This is a genomic window from Paenibacillus sp. SC116 (assembly GCF_024733555.1).
Taxonomy (GTDB): domain Bacteria; phylum Bacillota; class Bacilli; order Paenibacillales; family Paenibacillaceae; genus Paenibacillus_B.
The window spans coordinates 1264012-1290351 of sequence record NZ_JANIOF010000001.1; the positions used below are offsets into that span (position 1 = coordinate 1264012).

36 protein-coding genes are annotated in these 26340 nt (G+C 44.6%); 3 read left to right on the top strand and 33 right to left on the bottom strand.

Annotated features, from left to right (window positions below; all coding sequences use genetic code 11):
- Window positions 1–37: 37 nt before the first annotated feature.
- From NQ117_RS05455 to NQ117_RS05515, 14 genes are all read right to left on the bottom strand, one after another.
- Entirely contained in the window at window positions 38–799 is a 762-nt protein-coding gene (locus NQ117_RS05455; protein ID WP_258278177.1) for a P-loop NTPase family protein, read from the bottom strand.
- A complete protein-coding gene (locus NQ117_RS05460) occupies window positions 792–1007 on the bottom strand; it encodes a hypothetical protein (RefSeq protein ID WP_258276969.1) in 216 nt (71 codons plus the stop codon). The genes NQ117_RS05455 and NQ117_RS05460 overlap by 8 nt, the downstream gene beginning before the upstream one ends.
- Window positions 982–1176, bottom strand: a complete 195-nt coding sequence (locus NQ117_RS05465) for a hypothetical protein (RefSeq protein ID WP_258276970.1) — start codon at window positions 1174–1176, stop codon at window positions 982–984. Before NQ117_RS05465 ends, NQ117_RS05460 begins: the two co-directional genes overlap by 26 nt.
- Before the next feature lie 84 nt (window positions 1177–1260).
- On the bottom strand, window positions 1261–1710 hold the full coding sequence (locus NQ117_RS24140; protein ID WP_375163023.1) for a group I intron-associated PD-(D/E)XK endonuclease: 450 nt from the start codon (window positions 1708–1710) through the stop codon (window positions 1261–1263).
- An 8-nt stretch (window positions 1711–1718) separates the two neighbouring features.
- Entirely contained in the window at window positions 1719–2111 is a 393-nt protein-coding gene (locus NQ117_RS05470) for a hypothetical protein (RefSeq protein ID WP_258276971.1), read from the bottom strand.
- Between the two features lie 494 nt (window positions 2112–2605).
- Complete coding sequence (locus NQ117_RS05475) at window positions 2606–3154, bottom strand: hypothetical protein (RefSeq protein ID WP_258276972.1); 549 nt, start codon at window positions 3152–3154, stop codon at window positions 2606–2608.
- A gap of 150 nt (window positions 3155–3304) precedes the next feature.
- Complete coding sequence (locus tag NQ117_RS05480; protein ID WP_258276973.1) at window positions 3305–3667, bottom strand: hypothetical protein; 363 nt, start codon at window positions 3665–3667, stop codon at window positions 3305–3307.
- Between the two features lie 306 nt (window positions 3668–3973).
- A complete protein-coding gene (locus NQ117_RS05485) occupies window positions 3974–4366 on the bottom strand; it encodes a BC1872 family protein (RefSeq protein WP_258276974.1) in 393 nt (130 codons plus the stop codon).
- Window positions 4363–4611 carry a hypothetical protein gene (locus NQ117_RS05490; protein ID WP_258276975.1) on the bottom strand — a complete coding sequence of 83 codons (249 nt, stop codon included), beginning with the start codon at window positions 4609–4611 and terminating at the stop codon, window positions 4363–4365. Before NQ117_RS05490 ends, NQ117_RS05485 begins: the two co-directional genes overlap by 4 nt.
- Window positions 4612–4648: 37 nt before the next feature.
- On the bottom strand, window positions 4649–5020 hold the full coding sequence (locus tag NQ117_RS05495; protein ID WP_258276976.1) for a hypothetical protein: 372 nt from the start codon (window positions 5018–5020) through the stop codon (window positions 4649–4651).
- On the bottom strand, window positions 5017–5415 hold the full coding sequence (locus NQ117_RS05500; protein WP_258276977.1) for a hypothetical protein: 399 nt from the start codon (window positions 5413–5415) through the stop codon (window positions 5017–5019). The genes NQ117_RS05495 and NQ117_RS05500 overlap by 4 nt, the downstream gene beginning before the upstream one ends.
- Before the next feature lie 116 nt (window positions 5416–5531).
- Entirely contained in the window at window positions 5532–5864 is a 333-nt protein-coding gene (locus NQ117_RS05505; RefSeq protein ID WP_258276978.1) for a hypothetical protein, read from the bottom strand.
- Between the two features lie 386 nt (window positions 5865–6250).
- Window positions 6251–6709 carry a GIY-YIG nuclease family protein gene (locus NQ117_RS05510; protein ID WP_258276979.1) on the bottom strand — a complete coding sequence of 153 codons (459 nt, stop codon included), beginning with the start codon at window positions 6707–6709 and terminating at the stop codon, window positions 6251–6253.
- A gap of 4 nt (window positions 6710–6713) precedes the next feature.
- Window positions 6714–6962, bottom strand: a complete 249-nt coding sequence (locus tag NQ117_RS05515; RefSeq protein WP_258278178.1) for a helix-turn-helix domain-containing protein — start codon at window positions 6960–6962, stop codon at window positions 6714–6716.
- Here NQ117_RS05515 and NQ117_RS05520 point away from each other — a divergent pair.
- From NQ117_RS05520 to NQ117_RS05530, 3 genes are all read left to right on the top strand, one after another.
- Window positions 6843–7163, top strand: coding sequence for a hypothetical protein (locus NQ117_RS05520; protein ID WP_258278240.1), 321 nt, complete (start codon window positions 6843–6845; stop codon window positions 7161–7163). The two genes, NQ117_RS05515 and NQ117_RS05520, sit on opposite strands and share 120 nt — an antisense overlap.
- 201 nt (window positions 7164–7364) lie before the next feature.
- Window positions 7365–7709, top strand: a complete 345-nt coding sequence (locus NQ117_RS05525) for a hypothetical protein (protein ID WP_258276980.1) — start codon at window positions 7365–7367, stop codon at window positions 7707–7709.
- 71 nt (window positions 7710–7780) lie between these two features.
- A complete protein-coding gene (locus NQ117_RS05530; protein ID WP_258276981.1) occupies window positions 7781–8260 on the top strand; it encodes a hypothetical protein in 480 nt (159 codons plus the stop codon).
- Between the two features lie 380 nt (window positions 8261–8640).
- On the opposite strand, the gene spo0A is transcribed toward NQ117_RS05530, so the two are convergent.
- From spo0A to spoIIIAG, 19 genes are all read right to left on the bottom strand, one after another.
- On the bottom strand, window positions 8641–9456 hold the full coding sequence (gene spo0A / locus NQ117_RS05535) for a sporulation transcription factor Spo0A (RefSeq protein WP_258276982.1): 816 nt from the start codon (window positions 9454–9456) through the stop codon (window positions 8641–8643).
- A gap of 242 nt (window positions 9457–9698) precedes the next feature.
- Window positions 9699–11039, bottom strand: coding sequence for a SpoIVB peptidase (gene spoIVB, locus NQ117_RS05540; protein WP_258276983.1), 1341 nt, complete (start codon window positions 11037–11039; stop codon window positions 9699–9701).
- A gap of 118 nt (window positions 11040–11157) precedes the next feature.
- The gene (gene recN / locus NQ117_RS05545; RefSeq protein ID WP_258276984.1) at window positions 11158–12879 is read right to left on the bottom strand and encodes a DNA repair protein RecN; all 1722 of its coding nucleotides are present in this window, start codon (window positions 12877–12879) and stop codon (window positions 11158–11160) included.
- Window positions 12880–12985: 106 nt separating this feature from the next.
- On the bottom strand, window positions 12986–13435 hold the full coding sequence (gene ahrC / locus NQ117_RS05550; protein WP_258276985.1) for a transcriptional regulator AhrC/ArgR: 450 nt from the start codon (window positions 13433–13435) through the stop codon (window positions 12986–12988).
- A gap of 43 nt (window positions 13436–13478) precedes the next feature.
- Entirely contained in the window at window positions 13479–13946 is a 468-nt protein-coding gene (locus NQ117_RS05555) for a DNA-binding protein (RefSeq protein WP_258276986.1), read from the bottom strand.
- A gap of 100 nt (window positions 13947–14046) precedes the next feature.
- Window positions 14047–14880 carry a TlyA family RNA methyltransferase gene (locus NQ117_RS05560; RefSeq protein WP_258276987.1) on the bottom strand — a complete coding sequence of 278 codons (834 nt, stop codon included), beginning with the start codon at window positions 14878–14880 and terminating at the stop codon, window positions 14047–14049.
- A gap of 19 nt (window positions 14881–14899) precedes the next feature.
- Window positions 14900–16798 carry a 1-deoxy-D-xylulose-5-phosphate synthase gene (gene dxs, locus NQ117_RS05565; protein WP_258276988.1) on the bottom strand — a complete coding sequence of 633 codons (1899 nt, stop codon included), beginning with the start codon at window positions 16796–16798 and terminating at the stop codon, window positions 14900–14902.
- Window positions 16799–17152: 354 nt separating this feature from the next.
- Window positions 17153–18115 (bottom strand): polyprenyl synthetase family protein, encoded by a 963-nt coding sequence (locus NQ117_RS05570; RefSeq protein WP_258276989.1) that lies wholly within the window; start codon window positions 18113–18115, stop codon window positions 17153–17155.
- Window positions 18060–18320, bottom strand: a complete 261-nt coding sequence (xseB, locus tag NQ117_RS05575) for an exodeoxyribonuclease VII small subunit (protein ID WP_028596093.1) — start codon at window positions 18318–18320, stop codon at window positions 18060–18062. Before xseB ends, NQ117_RS05570 begins: the two co-directional genes overlap by 56 nt.
- Window positions 18313–19695: an exodeoxyribonuclease VII large subunit gene (gene xseA, locus NQ117_RS05580; RefSeq protein WP_375163024.1), complete on the bottom strand. Its 1383-nt coding sequence runs from the start codon at window positions 19693–19695 to the stop codon at window positions 18313–18315. The genes xseB and xseA overlap by 8 nt, the downstream gene beginning before the upstream one ends.
- Before the next feature lie 69 nt (window positions 19696–19764).
- Window positions 19765–20622: a bifunctional methylenetetrahydrofolate dehydrogenase/methenyltetrahydrofolate cyclohydrolase FolD gene (folD, locus tag NQ117_RS05585; protein ID WP_258276991.1), complete on the bottom strand. Its 858-nt coding sequence runs from the start codon at window positions 20620–20622 to the stop codon at window positions 19765–19767.
- Between the two features lie 136 nt (window positions 20623–20758).
- Window positions 20759–21223 (bottom strand): transcription antitermination factor NusB, encoded by a 465-nt coding sequence (gene nusB, locus NQ117_RS05590; protein ID WP_258276992.1) that lies wholly within the window; start codon window positions 21221–21223, stop codon window positions 20759–20761.
- A 153-nt stretch (window positions 21224–21376) separates the two neighbouring features.
- Window positions 21377–21607 (bottom strand): DUF2273 domain-containing protein, encoded by a 231-nt coding sequence (locus NQ117_RS05595; RefSeq protein WP_258276993.1) that lies wholly within the window; start codon window positions 21605–21607, stop codon window positions 21377–21379.
- Between the two features lie 15 nt (window positions 21608–21622).
- Window positions 21623–22174 (bottom strand): alkaline shock response membrane anchor protein AmaP, encoded by a 552-nt coding sequence (gene amaP / locus NQ117_RS05600; RefSeq protein WP_258276994.1) that lies wholly within the window; start codon window positions 22172–22174, stop codon window positions 21623–21625.
- Window positions 22175–22245: 71 nt separating this feature from the next.
- Window positions 22246–22653, bottom strand: coding sequence for an Asp23/Gls24 family envelope stress response protein (locus NQ117_RS05605; RefSeq protein ID WP_258276995.1), 408 nt, complete (start codon window positions 22651–22653; stop codon window positions 22246–22248).
- 114 nt (window positions 22654–22767) lie between these two features.
- The gene (gene accC / locus NQ117_RS05610) at window positions 22768–24111 is read right to left on the bottom strand and encodes an acetyl-CoA carboxylase biotin carboxylase subunit (protein ID WP_258276996.1); all 1344 of its coding nucleotides are present in this window, start codon (window positions 24109–24111) and stop codon (window positions 22768–22770) included.
- Window positions 24112–24159: 48 nt separating this feature from the next.
- The gene (gene accB, locus NQ117_RS05615; RefSeq protein ID WP_258276997.1) at window positions 24160–24654 is read right to left on the bottom strand and encodes an acetyl-CoA carboxylase biotin carboxyl carrier protein; all 495 of its coding nucleotides are present in this window, start codon (window positions 24652–24654) and stop codon (window positions 24160–24162) included.
- 159 nt (window positions 24655–24813) lie between these two features.
- Window positions 24814–25578 carry a SpoIIIAH-like family protein gene (locus NQ117_RS05620; protein WP_258276998.1) on the bottom strand — a complete coding sequence of 255 codons (765 nt, stop codon included), beginning with the start codon at window positions 25576–25578 and terminating at the stop codon, window positions 24814–24816.
- 43 nt (window positions 25579–25621) lie between these two features.
- Window positions 25622–26296 carry a stage III sporulation protein AG gene (spoIIIAG, locus tag NQ117_RS05625; RefSeq protein ID WP_258276999.1) on the bottom strand — a complete coding sequence of 225 codons (675 nt, stop codon included), beginning with the start codon at window positions 26294–26296 and terminating at the stop codon, window positions 25622–25624.
- Between the last annotated feature and the right edge of the window lie 44 nt (window positions 26297–26340).

Here is a 26340-nt window from a genome sequence, read left to right on the forward strand (position 1 = left end):
ATTCTTCGATTTTCTACCGATTTCTAACTATTTCAATTCATCCTAGCCCGCGTTTACTCTCGCCGCCAAACGGTATCGTCATCGTCTTATTACGGACGCGGTCCATCAATCGCGAATCGTAAGTCGTTCGCAATTCTTCGATAGTTACGTTCGAAGTGTAAATCGATAATAGTCCGTTAGCATCGCGATAGTTAATAATCGAATGTAAATCGCCGCGGAATCCGTCTTTACAGTCACGTACGCCGATGTCATCCATAACGACAAATGGCGTCGTCTTCGCGAGTTTCATACGTCGATAGTATTCGCGTGATGCTGGCTCCGCGACATCATCCGGTATTTTCGGACGGTTGAACTCGTTGTACAACTCTTGCCATTCGTTAACATCGAAAAAGTAGCCGGGACGTTCTAACGGTCGCTGTCCGCGTTGGACGGAACCTACGTAATGAACGATAATCCACTCGTGTAACAGCGCGATAGCCGTCGCTGTCTTCCCCGTTCCAGGAGATAACGAGTATAGATACATCGACTTTATGCGTTCAGCTTTCGGATCGAATTGGCGCGAGAACGTCGAAACATACGTATCTTCTAATAATCGATATGCTCCGGCTTGCTCTTCGCGTGCTGGCGAGGTTGCTAATGTAATGCTGCGGTACTCACTCGGAATGTTCGCTGCGCCTACGCGCCCACCATCGCCTGAGTATCCATGCATTGCGATAAAACTGCCGCACAGTCGCGTACATTGTTCGGTATCCGCGAGTTTACATACGCGCGATAATATACAGTTTGATGCGTTACTTATGGCGATCCACCTCGTCTCTATCGCGAACCTCTTCGCTAACTTCGTACGATTCGAGCTGCGCTTCCCATTCGTCAATCGTGCGCTGAATTTTATCGTATTGATCGTCGCTCATTTCACACAGTACCCATTTCGAAGTGACAATTGCGAAATACTCTGCGATTTTCTCCGCGCAATAATCCCGTTCAGCTTGCGTTATTGACTGTCGCAATCTCCCACGCTCCTTCCCGTTCTTCTTTCGTGATGTCAGCAGATGAGTACGCAGCGCATCCGTTGCTAATCCAGATTGGCGCGAGTATGGACGGAGTATATCGTTCACCGACGCGGGATACGATTGTGCTTCCGTTTGCCGCTGCGTTAATTGCTTCGAGTAAGGTCATTACGAGCCTCCCGTTTTCCGCCCCGTCCGTTGCCGCGAACGAGGCAGTTGATTTGTTCGAGGTAATTCCGTTGCCTATTCGGAACTATGCACATCGCATTGATCCCCGCGTAACTACCTCGCAAAAGTCGGTGTGTTCGTAAAACATAATGTATTTGTAATTACGGGGCTTTCCTTGCGAGCTAGGTTTATCTATTTTATAGAGAGTGGTTTGCCTGACTCCCACATCCTTATTAGATACAAATGCAACTTCTTCTGTATCCAAATCGACCGCAGCTAGGATGTCATAATCATTGTTTGTGTACTTTCTATTCTTTGCGCTAGGTCTTCTTGTTTCTACGGGAAGACTCCCATTTACGGAATGAGATCCTTTGACTTGTATCTTGTATAACCTACCTTCGTATTCCGCTATTAAATCGATTATTCCATTCTCAATTGACGGTATAAACGGATTTACTCCCGCCTTAATTAATCGTTGTTCAACCAACTTTTCTGCCCATGCACCTTTTCGAGTCGGACTTTCTATGTCAATCACCTCTCCCGTTACAACAACTTCGCCAACTCCGCAAAGTCCACCGTAATGTCCTTCGTCTGCTCATCGCGCTTAATCTCCGCTTTTAATCGCGGAATAATCGTATTAATCCGGTAGCTAATCACGAATCCAGCGGTCAACAACGGGTATTCCCTCGTCGGCCTATATTCGCGAAAGCAATCGTCGAACGCACGCTTGAGTAATTCCGCACCGTGTTCGGATAGCGCACGTTTGATTACGCCTTGTTCAAATCCGTAATTCCTCATCGGAAGATATGATTCGATTCCGAATAATTCGCGATTCATGTCCGCGAAGTACGCTTGCACCGTTAGCACATTCCATTGGTCATACGGCAGATTGCGCCAATCTTTTCGTTGTTCGGCTGTTATTTTTATTCGAGACATTCGTGATGCTCCTCCTTTTCCTCCGATTATTAGCTTGTACAGTTGGGGTTGCCCACCTGCAATTCGAAAGATAATACCCGGCACTGTTGTCAATTCTATCAATCGTGGTCCTTGACTCTCCGTGAATTGCTACGTGTTTTTCGTACGACTCATACATATCATCCTTGAAATATTGAAACGTTTCCCATCGTTCACTTACACTAATCCCACGCCCTCCATAGTTACCGTAATGGAAGCAGTTTTCATTCCTACATCTTTTTAAAACACCTGCCCAGATTTCGTAGAAGCGAGTACCATACATACCGTGTTTAATTAACAACTCGTCTCGTAGACACCCACAAGAGTTTGATGCACCACTTCTTAATGTATCTCCCCGAACTGCTTTTATATTTCCACATTCACACCTACAGACCCACTTTAGCCTGCCGTTGCTGTTAGTTGCTCTGCTTAAAATTGTCCATCTCCCAAAGACTTTTCCAGTTAAATCAATCGCTTTATTTGCGGGAATCACCTCCTACAGACAGCGCCCCTCTCGCAATAACGTAGCATTGATCGAGTTCATACGCAATTCCGTCCGCCTTACTTACTTCGATAATTTCCGTTAGCGCTTCGTGTAGTATTTCAATTTCCTCGCATTGCTCCGCAATTAACTCCGCAGCTCTTTCATGCGAGACAAATCCTTTTCCGCAGCATTTCGGACAATCGTCGCCTTCGCCAAATTCGTTAAACGGCGGAACCTCACCGTTTTGACAATCGTTACATACGGGACCATCAAGCGCCATCGTTAATTCGCATTGGAGTCGTTCAACCTCCGCCTCTGCAACGATTGCCCTCCGAATTGCTTCCGGCCAGCCTTGTCGGGCTTCGACGATGAACGTCGCATCGACCGCGTGTTCTAACGTTGCCGCGAGAACATAGTCGTCCGCATCCAATACGTAAAATCCATCCGTTGTATCTGCGATATTCCAAGGACCAGAAGTCGCCGCGTCACATATCGCAAGGTCAGCGTGTAGGTCACGTTTCTTTTCCGTCGTCGTGCTCATCGTATTTCCTCGCCTCCATTTTCGTCAATTTTATCGGTTAACTTTTTTCGCGTTGTGGTGCGGAGTTTACTGGTTAACTTAGTTAACTGGCGTTTATGTGCGAAAATAATTTCCTAACGTTCTAACTTTCGTCACATTTGGCGGCAGTTACTACGCGTTCACCCCTTCGATTTGGATTCCGAGTGTGTCGAGTGTGAAACGGATTCCTTTCGCGTAAATTCTGTCTAGCATATCAGTAGGCGAACCTCCAGTATTAAACGCGTTACTTTCGTATTCTTCACGAATCCTTCCCTTCCGTCGCTCATACGTCAGTTCTCGTTCATATCCGTTGACTAACGCGGCAATCAGCGTATCGAACGTGATTGTACGTATTGCTATAATCGCAGAATGTTCGTTATTCGATAGAACTTTTTCGACTATCTCCCCGTTTGTGTACGGCGGTCGGAAAATCTTCGGGTCCTTTAGTAGTTCGATAGCGTCCGCGACCTCATTCGGAATTGTCGGCTTGTTCATACGGATTCCTCCTCGTTATTTTCGAATTGCTTTCCGTAATACTCGATTATGTCGTTGACTGTTTGGAGTTGCCCGTTCATACGTTTCCTCTATTCGTTTTGATTATAGGATTGATAGCTTCGGTTGACGAACGTCGAATTCGGCTATTTTAAAATCCGGATCATATGAATTTACTGGGAAAATTTCGAAATATAACGCATCTGTGTATAACTACGTTTATTATCGTTCATTACAGTTAACTAAAACCGTTAGATGAATTCCCAGCTAACCAAACGTAGTGAACTCTTGAAAGCTCATTAATGCTTGCTATTTCGTAGAATCTGGTAATTTCGCGATGAGAGCTGCGAGACATATCGCCTCTGGGAACGTTGGTTTTTGTGTCATTGCAAGCACCGTCCCGTCATTACTATTGTTTATACGCACTCCGTATGTGGTAACCGTTCCAGGAATACGCGCGGCTTCTACATATGGATGACACTCAAACACCTTCCACGCTGCGGAAATGTCCGTTGTGTAGTTTGGCAATTTGCGGACATCGCCGCCGCTAATGACGAAAAAATGATCACCTGGAAAACTTTCCGCAAATGGGCAACCGACGCCGTTATCGACACGTTGCTCAAAAACTACTTCCGCTACCCATGCGTCACGTTCACGCGGAGACATTCCGTCCCACTTTTCGATGATTTGTTTGCGATTCATTCGGATTCCTCCCCTTCGTATGCAAGTACCGTTTCGAGTACGGTTGATGCTTCGTCATCTTTTTCTATGCGTTCGCAAAGCCGCGCCTCGACTTGGAAAGTCGGCTCCGTACATTTTCCGCAATCCAAATGCGCCAATTTGTCTGGCAGTTTCAGATACAATACTCCGGAGTAGAAATCCTGCCCGATGCAACGAAACGATTTCCTACCGATTACCTTTACGAGATAGCCGCGATAATCCTCCATCAAAACGTTCCCTCCTTCGTCGTAGTTTTATCGCGATTCATCCCCATGTTCGATGCACCTCCGCAATGTGTTCGAATCCATCATAATCCTTAATTTCGATATCGACGCCGTCTGGTACTTCGAAAATCTGTAGGTTTCCGCACCTTCCGCTTGCCGCCTCACCGAGTATTTCGATCGCTTCGATTATGTCGGGATGAGTTCGTAATTTAATAGCCTCCCTATCGCCAACGAATGAGTATCGCGAGAAACCGTACGAACAGTCACCGCTATCTACGATACTTGCATTAGGGTCTTCGCAATAGCCGTCTTCGTCGTACGTTGTTAGCGTCCACCCTTTCGAAATAAGAAGCTTAAACAACGCATCTGACGGACTAAATCCGCCGTAACATCTGTTTATCGCGACCTTCATTCCGATTCCTCCTTCGTTTGTGCAATCGACTGCGGTTTTACCGAATCTGGACGGTGGATTTGCGATTCCACTCCGTCGGTAATCGTTTTGGACGTCCGATTGATAACGTCGATAAATTCCCGTAAATCCTCCGCGTCCGACTGCGCTGCTATTCGCATGGTTACGTTGACCACCGCAGCGCTAAGCCCCTTCGCCGTGAATCCGTAGAATCCGATATCGCGCCACTCTTCGCGAATAGATGGATCGGCTCCATTTGCGGCAAGCTTCGTCCAATTCGGTGATTTCGTCGGATCGACCGTTCTCCGCTCCTGAAGGATGAATTGGGAGCCATCGGAGGTCAATCGGTAGTCTTGCGTTAATGATACGTTTAATTTCGTTTGCTTATCGTTAGACATTCGGCATTGCTCCTTTACGTAATTTTGACGGTGAATTAGGCGTCTTCATCTTCGTAGGACTAAATAGTCCAACTCGGGATGAAACGAGCTAATTCCGCGGTGAGATTAAGCGAGAATCAGTCGTTGATGCCTTCAATAATCTGTCCGGTTGCTGCGAGTGTTTCGCTAACTCCCGCACGCCATCCGCTGTTATATACACCGAGGTCATGTACTCGACGGAACGTATAAGTTTCGCGAAGAATATCAACGGGAGACTTCTCGACGTCCCATCCGTTAGTGAGTGCGGCGGCCATCGTTAAGACGTCGATGGAGTTTAGCGGAGCGAACTCATTACCCCATTCGTCACAACCCCAACTGTGAAGGCTTAACGTACGTTCCTTACCGTGGCATTCAATCGCTTGCGTTAAAGCAGCAGACTGTTCGTGTGTTAACGTTGGTTTCGTGGGCATTGCGATTCCTCCTCGTGATTTTAACGTAAGATTTACGGTAAATTAGCGTGTTTCATCGTTAAGTGGACGGATTATATTGCCGCGATGATGGACGGCTAATATGACGGTGATTCTGCGTGATAGATAGCGTAAATGAACGTAGGTGACGATACTTGCGTTTTCTTACGTTGGAAAGACTATCGGACTATCGTCCTCAACCTTCGTGTTCTTCCGAACACTCGGTACTTATTACTCGCGAATAATAGATATTACATACCTACACCTTCGCGAAGAATTTAGATGAAATATTTGTCTTTGTAACTAATCAGCCGCGAGGAATAGCGGTCTTCTATTCCGATGCGTAATGTTTTATCTAGTTCTTAAATGGCTATAGTTAAAGACTGGTTCTAGTTAGTGCCATGATTACCAAGTCGGTGATTACCATGTACGCGTACTTGTACATGGAGATACTGTGCTTTTTTATAATTACCTCTAATTCTTTGCGTTTTTGCTTTGTTCAGTTTAGGTTGATGAAGTTGAATGGCGTAACTTTCGTAAATCTCTTGGTTACCGATGTTGTTCTCAAAGAAACCGTAAACTCGATTAATTTTTCCAGAATGACTACTCGTCGATGCCTCGTTACCTGAGAGGTGCGTTGAAATCCTTTGATTCATATTAATTGAACGTCCGATATAGACGGGACCTTCTTCTGTACAAAGAAAGTAAACGCCACCTCTCTTCCAAGGGATGACTGCGGCCATCATTTTATACAACCGATCATAGATTGCTTTATCATTTCCTGAAGGCGCACTCTCACCCTCCACCTGGATGTCAAAATCCATTTTAGGTAATTCAATCGTTATCACGGAATCACTCCTCCTTTAAAGGTTGGGGTACTGCATCAAAAATTGCGAGTTGACTAATAGGCAGTACCGTGTATCTAGTACTTTCCCATCGTCCGTTATGTTCATCGCGTTTTCGAATCGTCCGTATGACAGGATGGCCCTGCCATCGGTAATCCGAAAGGCTCCGAACGTACTTATTCGCGGTCTGTCGGTTGACTCCGAGAAATTGTGCGATCTGCTCTTGCGTTGGGTAACACTCCCCTCGCTCATTCATAAACGAAGCGATTACGCAAAGCGTCGTCCAGTTCTGCGCTCCCATATCCGCGATGAGTCCGGCTTTCGCGGCGTCAACGTACATCTTAACGAAGATTCGCGTTTCGGTGACGCCAGATGTGACGGAGTATTCCGTTTGCGATTCGATGCTGACGAGCTTATCGATGAGTTATCGCCTCCTTACTTACGTATGCACAATTAATCGGTAAATTGGGACACCGATTGCGAAAAAACTTTCGAGCCGCTTACTTTACTATTCGCACGACATTAGTCAGTTGGGCATTTACCAAAAATAAAAAAGTAAAATTTATCTTAAGACATGCCTACATACGAGAAGTCTGATATACTATTTTTACTGCCACAATTTGTAACTTAAAATTTAGAATTAGGGGTCGATGAAGAAATGAAGAAGTCTGCAATTTTTCTATACCTTTTATCAGTAGGAATGGTCATTTTCGGTTTCATAACAATGTATGTTTACGGGGACTATGACGCAGAAAAGCTGTATGATCGTGGAAGTAAGTTTGGGCACATTGTTGGAGGAGACGCATACAATTACATAATCATAGGTATTAGGGGCGTCGGTTGGATCATCGCTGGGTTTATTGCGGCAATGATGGCCACCGCAATTGTTATCGTAGATGTTATTCGCGAAGTAGTGCATTCAACTAATAGCGCAAGTGATCGAAGTTGGAGAGTTTCCCGCGATATGGTTGAGAAACTAGACCAAGTAACTGTCGAGAAGTAAAAGACAGCAGTAAGTGCCCGTTGGAAACACCTGCGGGCTTCTATTATGCATTTTTAAAAGGAGATACCCTTATGAAAAAGTTTAATTTTGGAGTATTTTTATTTCTTACTATTATTCTACTTGTAGGGTGTAATGAAAAGGAAGTACAAGATTCTCCCGTAGAAAAAATGGACACTGTGATTATAAATTACCAAGAGAAGCACGGAGTCAACTTGAGGGCGGGAGACGTCCAATACGATTTGGGAAGCATGTTAGATAGGGATTTTGTAATTGGTGGTAGGGCCAAGCTGTGCGATTATTACGGGTATGGTTTTACACAATTCGAAGATAAATTCTACTGTGTTGATGTGGAACAACTAGACGGCAAGGGAAGTTGGTACCTATACTTCGATCGTGAAAAAGATAGGGAATTTTACAGCGATCTAATAGCGTCAAAAGGTATGATAGTTGTCGCAACTGCATTTGTCCCAGGAAGTATTTTTAAACATGAACAAGGTAGGTTAGCCGCTGCTGTATCCCCTGTTTGGAGTGAGTTAATAGAGAACCTATAGGATATTTCCTGTAGGTTTTTATTTTGGAAAAAACCGAACATTAACTCGTTAATTAATTACTTCATTCGGTATTTAACAAAATAAAAACGCCCATCCCCCGATGTTTATCGGTCTGAATAGACGCATATTTATACATATTCAATTATAAAAGATGCATAAATACAATTGTGTCGGACCTCGCGTTACTTGCGTTACATCAAGGTTTGCGCTATTCTAACGTTAGATTAACGCGCGATAGGAAAACGCATGGAACGGAGGTGTAATATGTAGGTTTATCGGAATGTTCTCGAAAAGTTTATCGGAACGTTTTCGCCGGACGCCGATAAGTTTCCGAGAACACTCGTTTGGTTGAACGCCCAAAACCCTCGTCCCACTTACGTTCAGCTAACCTTATGCTCGATTCTAAGCTTATCAGCGACCATCGCTATAAACTCGGAGTTCGTCGGTTTCGACTTACTAATATTAATCGTGTAGCCGAACAGACGGCTAATGCTGTCGATGTTGCCGCGTGTCCAAGCGACTTCGATCGCATGACGAATCGCACGCTCGACGCGAGATGGCGTTGTTTTGTATTTTTCCGCGATTGCTGGATAAAGCGTTTTCGTAATCGAACCAAGAATTTCGATATTGTTATACACCATTGTGATCGCTTCGCGCAAATACTGGTATCCTTTAATATGCGCTGGTACGCCGATCTCATGGATAATTGTCGTAATGTTGGCGTCAAGATTCTTTGTCTTAGCCATAGGTACAACATTGGACTTAATCATGCTGTTCATATAAGAAGATGAACCAGTCATTGAAGGTGTTGCTGCGGAGCCAGCTAGTTGACGAATACGATTCGCTAGCACATCCATATCAAACGGTTTCAAAATATAGTAAGAAGCACCAAGTTGTACAGCACGCTGTGTAATGCTCTCTTGCCCGAAAGCAGTCAGCATGATGATTTTAGGCTGTGGCGACAATTGTAGTTCTCTAAGGCGTTCCAACACACCAAGGCCGTCTAGATGAGGCATAATGATATCGAGAATAAGTACATCCGGTACCGTTCTCGTTTGCTCCAAAAATTGCAGCACCTCTTCACCGTTATAGGCTACTCCACTTACGGTCATGTCATCCTGTTCGGATAAGAAATCCGCCAATAAATTCGTGAACTCCCGATTGTCATCGGCCAATAAAACTTCAATTTTTTGCAACTTAATGATCCTCCCTTAACCCGTTTTGCAGCGTCTCGTCAGCATATCTCCAATTGTGACGTGAACATTTCGCTTACAAGTTATACTTATTCGACAAGGCCACAAGAATTCCTTCTGTCGAATAAGTTTTTTTCTTTCTTTTTTTAACAAAATCATTTATAATAATAAATTTGTTTATATTTCTACACCGTTCATGCTCATTCACGTCCAGTTCCTAACATTCGACAAGTGGTAAAAAAGATTCACGCCGGGACGTGAACCTTTTTCGTAGTCTTCCATTGAGATTGTGATAATACAACACCTGCATCCTGAAGCATCCATTCAATAAAGCATCCATAACCAGAGCTTGGATTGTTGACGAATACATGCGTTACCGCACCAATCAGCTTGTTATTTTGAATAATTGGGCTGCCTGACATACCTTGAACGATGCCACCTGTCTTTTGCAGAAGGCGTGGATCCGTTATTTTAATAACCATTCCTTTCGTTGCTGGAGCAGTCTGTCTTGTAACATGGACAATTTCAATTTTGAATCGTTCCACTTCCTGACCATTCACAACTGTCAACATTTCTGCTGGGCCTTCGCGAACTTCCTCATTGAATGCAATCGGAATGCCTTTTTTGAACAAGCTATGATCTGGATTGCTCTTCATCTTTCCAAATATGCCAAACGGCGTATTCCGTTCTACATTTCCAAGCACACGTCCTTCTTTTAAGAAATGAGCGCGTTTCTCACCTGGTTCTCCATTTTGGCTTTTTGATATCGAAGTAACATTTGATTGTAATATCTCACCACGACCTACTTCAATAGGTGTTTGTGTATCGAGATCCGTAATAACATGTCCCAATGCACCATAGACACCTTGATCAGGAGCATAGAACGTTAATGTGCCTACTCCTGCAGCTGAATCACGAATATACAATCCCAACCGCCATGTTTTATCTTCTGCATCATAGGCAGGGCGCAGCTCCGTATTCAGTAGTTGTCCATTACGTCGAACTTCCAGCTTTAACGGTTTCTTCGCTTCTCCTGCAGCCTTTACAAGCGCTCCGACTTGAGATAAATCTTGGATACGTTCTTCGTTGATGCGTACAATAAGATCACCTAATTTTACGCCTGCTTCTTCACCTGGAGAAACCTTACGATTGTCTTCAACTTGAACAAGATGGTGACCTACTACTAATATGCCGTTGGATTTAACCTTAACTCCAATCGTTTGACCACCAGGAATGACACGCAGATCAGGTACAACGTTTACCTTTAAGCTTCGAAGTGGAATGCGATTAAACAACTTCAGCTTCAGCTCAGCCTGTCCTACTTGCTTTGGCTGCAGCGCCAAGGGTTGATTCAGCGAAACATTCATTACTGATTCCTTATTACCATTCACTTGCAATATTTCTGGATGATCAATGGTAGCCTTAGCCATAACAGGCATAGACAAGTTCAAATGTTTCTGCTGACCTTCGAACAACCTCAACTGCTGCGGCCATGTGACATAAGCGCGAAACGAAGGTGTAGTACTGCCAGCACAAATAATGATTACAAGCATAAGACCTATTAGCCGTTTAACGTAAGGGGTCAAGGGGTCACACTCCTTTGTAGCAATTCGAAGCATACCGTCGATGGCAGCCCCTAATCAGTAACATTAAGTTAACCCTGACCCTTACCTTTTATGAGTGAAAATGATTCCTTAGCTTGATTTACGCACCTTTTTGTCGTTCAGCCAATTTAAGCATTTCTTGCGCATGATGTATCGTTTTCTCAGTAACTTCTACACCACCAAGCATACGAGCCAATTCCTGTATCCGACCTTCTTCATTTAGAGCTGTAACTCGTGTAGCAGTCCGTTCGTTTTCAACTTGTTTCTCAATATAATATTGATGATCGGCCATGCAAGCGACTTGTGGCAAATGAGTAATCGCAAATACCTGCCCGTTGGTAGCTACCTCGACCAATTTCTCTGCGATTGCTTGTGCTGCGCGTCCGCTAACACCTGTATCCACCTCATCAAAAATAAGAACCGGTATACGATCCAATTCCGAGAAGATTGCCTTTAAAGCAAGCATAATACGAGATAACTCACCGCCAGACGCAATCTTATGCAGTGGTCTAAGCGGCTCACCTGGATTCGGTGTAATAAGGAACTCAACATCATCCCAGCCATGCTGGGTCAATCTTGTGCCAATACCATCTACTTCTGGCCCGTTATTATCCTGCAGTCGTTCCATACGCACTCCCATACGAGTACGTTCCATATGTAAATGTTTAAGCTCTGCTTCAATCCGCCTTGTAAGTTGATCCGCAAGCAGTCGACGCTGCTCACTCAGCAGCTTCGCTTCCTTTACAACAAGTACAAGCTGCTTTGCAAGCTCTGCATCCAACTTTTCTAAACGTTCATCTTTGTTCTCGAGCTTATCTGCATCGTTCGTAATTTTCTCTAAGTACTGCATCATATCTTCAACCGTAGTGCCATATTTGCGCTTCAATGAAGTTAACAGATCAAGCCTCTCTTCAATTTGCTCCAATCGTGCAGGATTGAACTCAATCTGTTCACGGTAATCACGCAGTTGGAAAGAAGCATCCTCTAGTTGGTAAAACGCATTTTGCAAATGTTCAACAATTGGCTGGAATTTCTCTGGATCTACATGAACAATCTGTTCCAGCTTGTCCACTGCTAGTGTGACCGCATCCATTGCACCTTGACCATATAAATGCTCGTAGGCACGATTCACACTATCCATGAGTTTCTCCGCATTGGCTAGTTTGCCCTTTTCATCCGCTAAAGTTTCATCTTCACCTATTATCAACTTTGCAGCAGACAGCTCTTCGATCTGGAATCGATATAAATCGAGCATACGATACGTTTCTTGGCTTGTTTGACGCAGTTGCTCAGCTTCACGGTGCAAGGCCTTGTAAGCACGATATTGTTCGCGATAACGTGATTTGATTTGAGATAATGGCTCACCACCATAAGCATCCAGCCACTCGATATGCTTCTCGACTTTGAGCAATGATTGATGCTCATGTTGTCCATGTATATTAATCAACTGATCGCCGACTTCACGCAGCATACTTAAATTAACCATTTGGCCATTGATTCGACCGTTACTCTTCCCATGAGCTGTCAGCTCACGACGAATGATTAACATTTCCTCTCGTGATGCATGAATACCAAGTTTCTCAATTATCCCCCAAGTTGGGTGATCAGAAGGAAGATCGAAGGAAGCTTCAACCTCGGCACGCTCACAGCCATATCGTACGAAATCAGCAGAACCTCTGCCTCCAGCAATGAGTCCAAGTGCATCAATAATGATCGATTTACCTGCACCTGTCTCACCCGTCAGCACATGAAATCCTTGATGGAATTGCAGCTGTACATGCTCAATAACTGCCAAATTGCGAATAGACATAGCAACTAACATCCAACATCTCCTCCTGAACCAAACAAGCCACAAGCTCATTTTAAGATTAGCCGTCTTCCGTAAGCCTGGATCCTAAAATGCAAGCTCCTGTGAAATGATTATAAAATTATGAAATGTAACTCATTACTTGCTCAATTACTTTATTGCTGCTGTCTTTAGAACGACTAACAATGAGAATCGTATCGTCGCCACATACTGTTCCTAAAATATCTGGCCATTCAATGGAATCCATCAAAACCGCAATCGCATTAGAAGTGCCTGGCAGACATTTCATGACAACAAGGTTTTCAGCGTAATCGATGCTAACGAAATTATCCAACAAAGCTCGCTTCAACTTTTGAGCTGGATTAAAACGTTGGTCAATCGGCAGCGAATACTTGTAGCGGCCATTATCCATTGGGACCTTAATGAGATGCAGTTCCTTCATATCACGAGACACAGTAGCCTGCGTTACTTGAAAACCTGCTTTGCGCAAAGAATCTACAAGCTCGTCCTGTGTTTCAATATCATTATTCATTACAATTTCTCTAATTTTAATATGTCGTTGACCTTTCATAAAAAAGACCCTCCACCTTGTATTCAAACATCTTGATGTATGTTTATTCGCCAGATGTAGTCGGTTCTCCTACGTGCATACGAATAAGCCTAACAGAACGATCAGCTTGATTGACAATTAACAGCCCATCACAATCGGGGAAAGCCATTTTGTAACTTAGCCATAACTTGCGAATGCCATTTGTCGTCCAATCCAGCTGCATCCGCTCACGCACTAACCGGACTACATACCAATTGTTGTGTTTCGTAACGATTAAGTCAACCCATATCCGACTCATCTGCTCATCCTGATTGTCCATTTGGATATAGAGTGGAACGTAGAATTTGCCGCCTACGACGTCATATCCTTCCCTTTCCAACAAAGTCTCCACTTCTTCATCGTGCACCATATGCTCACTAATATACAGCTGCTCCATCGGCTCTTCTCGACTCCAATACCGATAAGCAGCCATTAGCCCCCATATTACAAGGCTCACAATAATGATAACAAGAACAAAGGAATCACCGAGCATCCAATAAGCCTCCTTAGTAAAAAGACTTACTCGCAAAAGAAACTCACCCGTAGGACCGTTCCTAGCCGGATGAGTTTCATTCAAGTCGTTATAGGGTCCATTATACAGATCGGAATTGCGTGTTGGCTTCCTTAACTAAATCATGAATTAGCTCACGTGAAACGTTCGGCTGCTCTTGTTCGGCTGCTTGGTCTGGGACCGTCCAGTAAGCAAGGAATTCAATGTTCCCTTCTCCTCCTGTAATCGGAGAATAAGTCACACCTTCAAGAACGAAACCGAGTTCACGTGCAAAATCCAACACTTCCCTCAGCACCTCTTCATGAGTACGAGGATCCCGCACAACACCAGACTTGCCGACCTTCTCTCTACCCGCTTCAAACTGTGGTTTAATGAGTGCAATAACCTGGCCCGGTCTTTGCAGCAACGCCTTCAATGGCGGCAAGATCAGCTTTAACGAGATGAAAGATACATCAATCGTTGCTATATCAGGTCTAGGTCCATTCAAATGCTCCGCCTCGACATAACGGAAATTCGTTCGCTCCATGACGATGACACGTTCATCATTACGGAGTGACCAATCCAATTGATTGTAGCCTACATCGATGGCATACACACGTTCTGCACCATTTTGCAAGGCACAATCCGTAAATCCACCCGTTGATGCACCAATATCCATCATGGTTACACCTTCAAGCTGCAAGTCGAATTGTTTAATTGCTTTCGCCAGCTTGAGCCCCCCGCGACTTACGTAAGGGTGAGGTGCTCCTTTAACGGTAATAGAGGAAGTACGCGGAATTTTCATTCCCGCTTTTTCTATCCGTTCTCCGTCCGCAATGACGAGACCTGCCATAATTGCCGCTTTTGCTTTTTCACGACTTTCATAGAAGGCTTGCTCAACGAGCAAGATGTCAATGCGCTCTTTCGGTGTAGACATGCTTCATCTCCTAATTCTTTTATGCGCGTGTAAGACGATTATCGCAACGCGCGATCAACAGCCGCTTCACTTCGTTAGCCAAATGCTCTGCCGTCAATCCTACCTCTTCACGCTGCTGTTGAATGCTGCCATGCTCGATAAAGGCATCAGGTACGCCAATTGGCACAATCGTTTGATCAAAAATATGGCGTTCAGCATAGAATTCCAGCACAGCGCTGCCAAATCCACCGCGCACAGTACCTTCTTCCATCACGAACATCGGTAGCTGTTCTTTAGCCAAACTTAACAGCATTTCTTCATCCATTGGCTTAATGAAACGAGCATTAATGACGCGAAGGTTAACGCCTTCACGCTTCAATAATTCAGCAGCCTCTTCAGCTACTTGGATCATCGGGCCTATCGCCAGCACGACCGCAGAATCTCCTTCACGCACAGTCTCCCATGTACCAAGCGGAATTGGCTTCATAACATCATCCACTGCAACGCCTGGGACGTTAATACGCGGATAACGGATAGCAATCGGACCATCATTATAGTCAACGGCTGTCTTCATCATATTGCGAAGTTCATTCTCATCTTTAGGCATCATAAGAACGATGTTCGGCAGATGACGCAAATACGCAATATCATAAACACCATGATGAGTTTCACCATCAGGTCCTACGAATCCAGCACGATCGATAGCAAATATAACGTTCGCATCCTGGCGGCAAATATCATGCAGCACTTGATCATAAGCACGCTGCAAGAAAGTAGAATATACCGCATAAACAGGCTTCATGCCTTCCAATGCCAGCGCAGCACAGAATGTCGCCGCATGCTGCTCGGCAATCCCTACATCGACCATTCTTCCTGGAAAACGATCAGCAAATTTGAGAAGCCCAGAACCACCAGGCATGGCAGGCGTAACTGCAACGATGCGCTCATCCTGCTCAGCAAGTTCAATAAGCGCGTTGCTGAATACTTCTGTATACATTGGGTTGCCTACAGATTTCATAACTTGACCAGATTCCATCTTATAAGGTGTAATACCATGCCATTTATGCGAATCCGCTTCAGCCGGCGAGTACCCTTTACCTTTACGTGTAATAACATGGACAAGCACTGGTCCTTCGATCTTATTCGCTTGTTCAAATAATTCAATCAGCTTAGGGATATCGTGACCATCTACAGGCCCCAAATAAGTAAAGCCGAGCTCTTCAAACAAGACACCTGACACCACTAAATATTTCAAACCATCTTTAACGCGCTCGGCTGTCTTTGCTAACTTACCGCCAATCGCAGGGATTTTCTTTAGTAGATATTCAACTTCATCTTTTAGCTTCGCATAGGTACGATCTGAGCGAATTTTGCCCAAATATTTATGCATAGCGCCTACATTAGGTGCGATAGACATTTCATTGTCATTTAGAACGACAATCATTTTTGTCTTCTCATGTCCTATATGATTCAAAGCTTCAAACGCCATTCCTCCTGTTAAGGCTCCATCACCAATAACAGCCAGAACTTGATTGTCTTCCTTCTTATAGTCGCGAGCTTTCGCCATTCCTGCAGCCGCAGACAACGACGTACTGCTATGTCCTGCTTCCCATACGTCATGCTCACTCTCAGCACGTTTAACAAAACCGCACAAACCTTTATGTTTTCTCAAGGTATCAAAGCGTTCTTTACGATTTGTCAATATTTTATGGACATAAGCTTGATGTCCGACGTCAAAAATAAATTTGTCTTTCGGACTGTTATATAAGTAATGCATCACGATCGTAAGCTCAACGACGCCTAAGTTGGGAGCTAAATGACCGCCAGTTACTGATAGCTTCTCGATCAGAAATTGACGAATATCTGCTGCCAGCTGTGGCAACTGTTCGACCTTTAATTGTTTCAGATCACTCGGTTGGTTGATTTGTTCGAGCAGCACGGGATTTCCCTCGCTTTCGTTGATTAGAACCATAGTACATGAAAAAACTTTACTCATTATTAGCATGTATCTATTTATAACTAATAATAACCTGTACGCGGCTCAACTATCAAAAAACATTCCGCATCATACGAGCAGCTTACGCCAAGCTGATTGCTCAGTTGCTAATTTCCTAACTCAATCATGCAATCATGAATGTAGGAACTCAGCATATAATCCGGCGAAACACCAACGCTCAATTGTACGGAATGTTTACTGTAAGACTAAAATTATCATTACCATCCCTTAACTTTTAAGAAACAGCAAGCAAACATTTATACATGATTATAACATAGAGTATTACGAATCATGCACTTAATGGTTTCGTTTCATGAGGTAGTCAGCAAGCTCTAATAACCGTTCAGGGTAAGGAATCGGCCCCTCTGTGAGCGCTTCCTTCGCTTCGCAGGTCAATTGCTCAATCTCACGCTTAGATGCATCCATTCCCATGAAATACGGGAATGTCACTTTGCCGCTCTTCTCATCGCTGCCTTTCGGCTTACCTGTAACAGCTTGCTCTCCTTCAACATCAAGAACATCATCTTGAATTTGGAAAGCTAAACCAAGTTTTCTACCAAACGTTGTTAAAGCCTCTATCTGTTCCGCACTTGCCCCAGCAATATGACCACCAGCACGTAATGAGGCCACAATGAGATCCCCAGTCTTATGCTCATGGATATACTGAAGCTGCTCCAGCGTAGTTTCACCTTGCTCACCAAGCATATCTGCTGCTTGTCCGCCTACCATACCTGGGAGACCAGCATATTGCGCCAGCTCTTCAACTACAGTAAGCACTGCTTCAGCAGACACCCCGTGCTTCCTAGAAGCTTGAACCACGGTATAGAATGCATGAGTCAATAGTGCATCTCCCGCAAGGATAGCCATCGCTTCCCCATACAACTTATGGTTCGTTGGTTTGCCACGTCTGAAATCATCGTTATCCATGGCTGGCAAATCGTCATGTACAAGCGAGTAGGTATGTATCATCTCAATTGCGCATGCTGCTGGAAGCGCAGTTGCTGCTCGGCCTCCCACACTTTCAGCGGCTGCAAGTACCAATACCGGCCTCAGACGCTTTCCTCCAGCCATTAGTGAATACAAAAATGATTCATGAAGCGACGCAGGAATATCCCAATTTGCAGGAACGTATCCAGGAAGCGCTTGTTCCACTTCCTGAACGCTACTCTTCAAATACTGTTCAAAAGAGAGTTCACCGTTAGGATTACTCACTTCCTTCACCTGCTTCCGCTTGGAACGGCTGTTTGTCCCATTCGCCATGCTGTTCTGTTAACACCTCAATACGGCGTTCCACTTGCTCCAGCTTGGAAGAGCAGGTTTTAGACAAATGCATGCCTTCTTGAAATAGTTCAATCGCTTGTTCCAACGGCACGTCCCCGCTTTCCAATTGATTGACGATTTGCTCAAGTCGCTCCATAGCTGCTTCAAAACTTAACGCTTGATGCTGCTCTTCTATATTACTCATGAGCGTCCCTCCCTTTCATCGACCACACTTGGCAGTCCAACTGTCCGTCCGTTACATTCACTTTTACAATATCACCGAGCTGTACGTCTTCCATCTTACGAATGAGCATCTTCTCCTGCTCATCATAAACGAGACTATACCCTCGAGACATTACTTTGAGTGGGCTTAACGCATCCAATTGCCTGATTGTGCCGTGCAGTTGCTGCGTATGTCGTTGTGACAAGATGGCCATCGCATTACGTAAGTTTTTGGATTGTACGCCAAGTTGGGAACGAGCAAATTTAGCTTGGTGCTTTGGACTTTGTTCACGTAAACGGCCTGTCCAACGCTGAAGCCTCTGGCTCGCTTTATCCAGCACGAGCTGACCACGATGCTGAAGCCGCTCTTGCTGAATCAATAATCGTTCCCGATGCTGTTCTATAGATTGCTTCGGCTTGCGCATAATAGGGGATTGCTGAACCCTCAGCAATCGCTCCTGCTGAACTTGAACCGCACGAATAGCAGCCTGTTCCAACCTACGTCCCATATGGTTCAAATGCTGTCGCAGATCATCCTGATGCATAACAGCTAACTCCGCAGCAGCGGTAGGTGTAGGTGCACGCATGTCTGCCACAAAATCAGCGATTGTAAAATCAGTCTCATGTCCAACTGCAGATATGACTGGAATAGATGACGCGGCAATGGCTCGGGCTACCATTTCCTCGTTAAAGGCCCACAGCTCTTCAAGCGAGCCGCCTCCACGACCAACAATAAGGAGATCGACCTCACCGTAACGGTTGAAAGACTCTATCGCCTGAGCAATGGAAGGTGCCGCTTGCTGACCTTGCACAAGTACAGGGTACAGCAAGATGGGAACGCCAGGCTGTCTGCGTTGAATCGTCGTGATTATATCCCGAACAGCAGCTCCTGTTGCCGACGTTACAACCCCAACTGCCCGAGGAAATCTTGGCAATGGCTGTTTACGCTCATGATCAAACAGCCCTTCCTCGTTAAGCTTCTGCTTCAGCTGCTCATACGCCAAATACAAGCTCCCGATGCCATCTGGCTGCATTTGCTGAGCGTAAAACTGATACTGACCATCTCGTTCATATACCGTAACTTGCCCTCTCGCGATGACTCGCGTACCTTCCTTCGGTCGGAATGCGAGCCTCTGGTTGTAAGAGGCGAACATAATGGCGCGGATTCGACTATCCTTATCCTTCAGAGTGAAGTACATATGCCCGCTGGAATGATGAGTAAAATTGGATATTTCTCCACGAATCCATACGTCCTGTAAAGTTGCATCTCCGTCCAGCTTCATCCGAATATACTTGTTCAAATCTTTAATACTTAAAATGCGTTCTTCACTCACAGCGCCGATCGCACCTCCTCTCATCCATTACAACGCATGATTAGGCATGACTATAAAATATATAAATAACGTTAATAATCTGATTCGTTTGTACTATCCAAGGTTATGGATGCGTTTAGCTGCCTTCAATGTATTTTGCATCAGCATGGTAATCGTCAACGGTCCTACCCCACCAGGTACAGGTGTGATTAAGGAACTAACCTCTGATACATCATCGAAATGAACATCACCAGCTAGCTTGCCGTTATCCAGTCGATTTACACCAACATCAATAACAACTGCTCCCGGCTTAACGAAAGAACGATCTACAAAGTTTGCTTTACCAATAGCAACAATAAGAATATCCGCCTGCTTCGTAAGTTCTTTCATGTTCGTAGTACGAGAGTGACACATCGTTACAGTTGCATGTTCACGCTGCAACAATAAAGAAACAGGTTTACCCACAATGTTGCTTCTTCCGATAACGACAGCGTGTTTACCTGCAATTTCTACATCATGACGCTTCAATAGCTCTATAACGCCAGCTGGCGTACAAGGTAGGAGAGATTCATCGCCAATCACCATGTTACCCACGCTAACGGGATGGAATCCATCAACATCTTTCTCTACGGCAATGGCATCAATGATAGCCTTCTCCTCTATATGCTTCGGAAGTGGCAATTGAACGAGTATACCATGGATATTTGACTGGGCATTCAACGTACCTACAAGCTCAAGCAAATGCTCTTGTGTTGTATCTTCAGGCAAACGATGCACTTCAGAGTAATAACCCAGCTCTAGACAGGTCTTATGTTTGCTGTTCACGTAAACTTGTGATGCTGGATCTTCACCTACAATTACAACCGCTAGTCCAGGCTGTACACCTGCAGATTGCAATTTCTGAACTTCTTGCTTCATTTCTTCCCGCATAGCTTGCGCTACCGCCTTACCGTTCATCAAAGATGCTGTCATTACTCTCTCCCCCAACCTTATTATCGTATAAGTAATATCTATATATAGAGCTATATGTAAATATAGCAATACATAAAAAAAGCGAATATGCCTATCGCAATTTGTCTAAAATTACGGTAGGCAACACTGCTCTCGATTATTTCTGTTCTGAATCTTGCGCTTGTACACCTTCGCGTTGGCGTAGCATTTGACCAAGCACACCATTAACGAATTTACCTGATTCGTCTGTACCAAAGTATTTTGCCAATAAAACTGCTTCATTGACAGCAACTTTAGGTGGTACATCTTCTCTATGCAGTAACTCATAGCATGCAAAGCGAAGCACTTGACGGTCTACACGAGATAGACGGTCTACTTGCCAACCCTTCAAATAGCGTACTAGCTCTTTATCCAGCTCTTCACGATGTTCCCACGTGCTTGTTACCCAACCCAATACATCATTTTTCAGCTTACCGACATGCTTCGTCTCAATACCCATTTCGTTATCCTCGGTTTGAGCTTCATCAATAACCATCTCTACAGCTTGCTGTGGTGTAACACCGGTCATTTCCAATTGATATAAACTTTGAATAGCCAATTCTCTGGCAATACGTCTTTTCATGATAGTTCCTCCTGCATATGTTGCTTGCAATTGTATTGGGCTTGAGATCGAGATTAAAGTATATGGCACATGCCACAAAAAAATCCTATGCGCGCTCCGATCGTCCCATCGGGTTGACCGACAGTTCCGCAGTCGTTCGGAGCGTCCATAGGACTACTTCAACCATCTCCAACGGTCAGACAGCCATACGGCAATACGCTGCCAAGGTATTATCGGACCTGCATTCAAATCTTTATTTTCACCTATGGTGTAACAAGTAAATACGAGCAGTGCAACAAACAGCATATCCCAAAATCCTGATAGCAAGTAGACTATTCCGAGCCCAATTCCTGCCACAATACCAATGATGCGTCCACTGTGACTCTCCCATAACTGTTCCCACATTGGAAAGCTCACCACCTATTCCACGCGTGCTTTGAAAGTCTGGGTTTGAACGATATTTGCCACGTAAACAGATACGAGTGATACAGGTATACCTGTAATGTCCTGAACATACTCTTTCACATTACGCTGAACCTCAGCTGTCATTTCAGGAATCGAAGTTTCTCCATCTACAACAGCACGTATCGTAATATCCAATCCTGAGTCGATCGCACGAATACGAGCTTTCAGATCCTTTGTGCCACGCACGCGAGCTGCCGCCTTCAAGGATACGTTCTCAATCGTTTCTAGTGAAATTTTAATATCACCAAATTCAGTTCGCTGATCGATGGAAGTCATCGCCGAGCTATCACGCTTGATAGACAAAATAAACATGCGCAAGCTAATAAGAAACACAACTGCCGCAACGCTTATAATTGCCATCTGTAGCCAAGCTGGTTGCGATAAATCCAAATAAAACTCGGATGTATCCGTCAAAAGTCCGCTAGCGCCAACGATGGCAGCTGCCGACAACGTACCGATCGTCAAACTGTACACAAACAATAGCAATCTGTCTACTATACGTCCCATGTGTCGTCCTGCCTCCTTGTTGAATTGCAGGTAAACCCCCTGCCATCAGGAGGGGGTTCTCTCATGCAGCATTATTTAACGCGTGAACTAGCTTCAATCTCTTCTTGCTTTTCTTGAGATTTGAAGTGTACATCATGTACATGCACGTTTACTTCAACAACGTGAAGACCTGTCATCATTTCGATGGATCTTTTCACATTCGCTTGAATACTGGAAGAAACTTCAGGGATACGATGTCCGTATTCTACAATAATAGATACATCCACAGCTGCTTCGCGCTGTCCAACTTCAACCTTAACCCCTTTAGAAAGGTTTTTACGGCCTAGAAGTTCAGCAATTCCACCTGCAAATCCGCCGCTCATCCCTGCTACACCTTCTATTTCAATGGTTGCAAGACCTGCTATAACTTCAATAACTTCTGGTGCAATTTGAATATTCCCCAAATCTGTGCGTTCAAACTCAGAAACTGCTTGACTCATCTATCACCACTCCTCACATATTCATCCCACAAGGTTCATCGTTACCCTGTCCGCTTATTACTCATAACTATATCATTTGTCCATTTTTATGACAAACAATCGGCGAAATAACGATTACACCTCATTCTCTTCCAAGAACTTAATGTCAAAATCACCACGTAAAAACGTTGGGTGCTGCAAGAGACGACTATGAAACGGAATCGTAGTGTGAATACCTTCAATGGCAAATTCCGATAACGCACGCTTCATTCGCTCGATTGCTTCTTCTCTTGTTGTTCCCCATACGATAAGCTTCGCAATCATCGAATCATAATGCGGTGATATTACATATCCCGGATAAGCAGCGCTGTCTACACGGACACCGAAGCCACCAGGTGGCAAGTAGAAGTTAATCTTGCCGGCAGAAGGCATAAAGTTGCGCGATGGATCTTCCGCGTTAATACGGCACTCAATTGCCCAGCCGTTAATACGAATATCTTCTTGTTTCACGGAAAGCTGTTCACCTTGTGCGACCATGATCATTTCCTTGATGATATCAAGGCCAGTAATCATTTCCGTTACAGGGTGTTCCACTTGAATACGTGTATTCATTTCCATGAAATAAAATTGTCCATCAGGTGCAAGCAAGAACTCGAGTGTTCCTGCTCCTGAATAGTTAACCGCTTGCGCTGCACGAACAGCAGCCGCACCCATTCGCTCGCGGATATCTGGCGTCAAGATTGGACAAGGAGCCTCTTCAACAAGCTTCTGACGACGTCGCTGCACGGAGCAATCACGCTCACCAAGATGAACAACGTTGCCATGCTTATCAGCAATAATTTGAATCTCAACATGCTTCATGCCTGTTAAGAACTTTTCTAAATAGACGCCTGCATTACCGAAAGCTTTCTCTGCTTCCTGCTGGGCAGTTGTTATTTGTTTAAAGAGTGATTCCTCATCTTCAGCAATACGAATACCTTTGCCTCCGCCACCAGCTGTAGCCTTAATAATAACTGGATAGCCGATATCTCGGGCAATCATAACTGCATCGTCCATATTTTCAACTAAGCCATCTGATCCTGGAATAACCGGAACATTAGCATCTATCATTGTTTGCTTAGCAACGGCCTTGTCACCCATGCGTTCAATTGCATTAGGAGAAGGGCCAATAAACGTAATCCCGCAAGAATCACAAATCTCAGCAAAGTCTGCGTTCTCGGCTAAAAATCCATATCCCGGATGAACAGCATCGCATTCAGTTAGCGTTGCAACACTCATCAAATTGGTAAAGTTCAAATAACTATCCTTTGATGCAGTAGGGCCAATACAATATGCCTCGTCCGCCAAACGAACGTGCAATGAATCTCGATCGGCTTCAGAATATACCGCTACGCTGGCAATTCCGAGCTCTCGACACGCACGAATAATCCGTACTGCTATTTCTCCGCGATTCGCGACGAGCACTTTGTGAAATGTCATCGTTCAACCTCCTTGACTTGGCTGCCATTAGGGCATTATAAGCTAACGTTATTCCGCTTTAACCAAGAATAGCGGTTGTCCGAATTCGACTAATTGACCGTTCTCCACTAGAACTTCTACAATTTGTCCTTTCACTTCTGCTTCCAGCTCATTCATCAGCTTCATCGCTTCTAGGATGCAAACGACAGTCTTTTCGCTCACTTTGGAACCTACAGAAACGAATACATCAGCATCTGGTGACGGTGCAGAATAGAACGTACCTACCATCGGCGACACAATTTTGTGAAGGCCTGCTGTGTGATCAACAGCCGCTGGTGCAGCCTCTTCTTTGGCAGGGACAATTTGTTCTACCGCAGCTACCGGCGCTTGCACAGATGCAGGCGTATATGTATGGGCTGCAGGAGCTGATTGAATCGTAACAACCTCAGATTTGCCCGGCTTACGAATCGCGATGCGACAGCCTTCATTTTCAATTTCCAGCTCGTGAACAGAAGTCTGATCCACAAGTTTAATGAGTTCTTTTATCTCGCTTATTTTGAACAATTCATTCACTCCTCGTGACTGTTGTATCATTAAGGGATTACCGCTAATTGATGGACAATCAATATGGACGTATGTATTATAACACAATCGAACCAAATGGAAAGAGCCCAGTTTCGGGAACTGGGCTGACCATTGTTTTCTATTTCATGATTACTGACGTTATTCAGTAACGTATTGTACGCTTACTTTATCCTGTGTGACTTGAAGCTCGTTAATAATTTTGTCAATGATATCAACCGCTTGTCTAGCTTCAAGCTTCTCAGCCTGCACTATGACTTTGACGTTATTATTCTCTTCACTAATGACAACATTAGGATAATCTTTTTGCAATTCCGCCTCTAATGCAGTAATTTTCACTTCTTTTTCATCCAAGCGTGTCATGTCATCATACAATTTTGTCATCTCTTCTGAGCTTACTTTCGATCCATTTAATTTGGTTAAAATATTTTCGAGCTGCTGCTGATACTGCTCTGAACGTTCCATTGCCTTTTGTTCAATCGTACTGCGGGACATAACTCCTTCAGCAGCAACCTGATCCAAAATGGCCTTTTCACCATCTGTAAGCGTCTGTTTGCTATCTTTAGCTGCTGATTCGTTGGATGGTGCTTGGCCTTCTGGCTTCGTCGTTGAAGCATCAACTGGTTCCTTAGTTTCAGTAGTTGTGGCTGCGCCATCCGTTTTTCCACCCGTTTCTGTTTTACCTTCTGTAGTTGGCTGCACTTCTGTACCACTCACTTGGGTTACTTCAACCTTTGGTAATTGTTCAACAGCAGTCCCAGCTTCGCCGGCTGCCTTATTCACAGCAGCTATGCCTGCTGCCGGGTCAGGTTTTGCAGGCTCTTCAGTAAATAAATAATACGCAGACAGTACGACCATGAGGCTAAGCATTGACACTAACCAGATTGTTTGTCGTTTGGTGTTCATTAAGGTAAACCCTCCTTTTAATTAACATCTCGCTGTTCTCGCTTTACTCTGCTATTTTGCGTGGCACTACCGATATCCGGTAGGAAGGCACATTCAATCCTTTCTCCACCGCATCTACGATCATTTGATTCACAACAGCATTCTCAGCGCCTTTGGCAACGACGATAACACCTCTAACTTTAGGTTTCACTCGTTTCGTTACGATAGGCGACTGACGCTCTGAGGTTTCCGTCATCACAATTTCACCATCACGTGATGTTTGCGTGATGTGACGTTTGCCCCCATTTGCATCCGTCTCTTCCGTAACTTGCTGACTGTCTTTCATATTGCGTTGAATCACTAACTCTTCGGTTGAATCGACGGTAACCATCACTTGCACCTGATCGACTCCAACAATCTCTTCAAGGACCGCTTTCATACGAGCTTCAAAAGATTGCTCAATCGTTGCAAATGGATTATTGGGATCAGGCGTAGCGACAGAAGCTCGACCATCATTTAGCTCCTGTTCACTCATCACACCTGTCACAGCAGGAGGTTCTCTGCCTGAGCTACCCATCAACCAGTTATTAGTCCCGGGTCCACTCGAGAACGAGCTAAATAAGATGAGCGCCGCACCGACGAGACCGAATAGGAGCAGCCAACGAAATGCTTTCACTCGTTTCGGTCCGTTAGATCCGCTTCCAAGGATAGATTCTATTTTTTGCAGCCATTTCGCCATGAGCGCTACCCACCCTCCTTGAACTGATAATTGTTGTGCTCCAT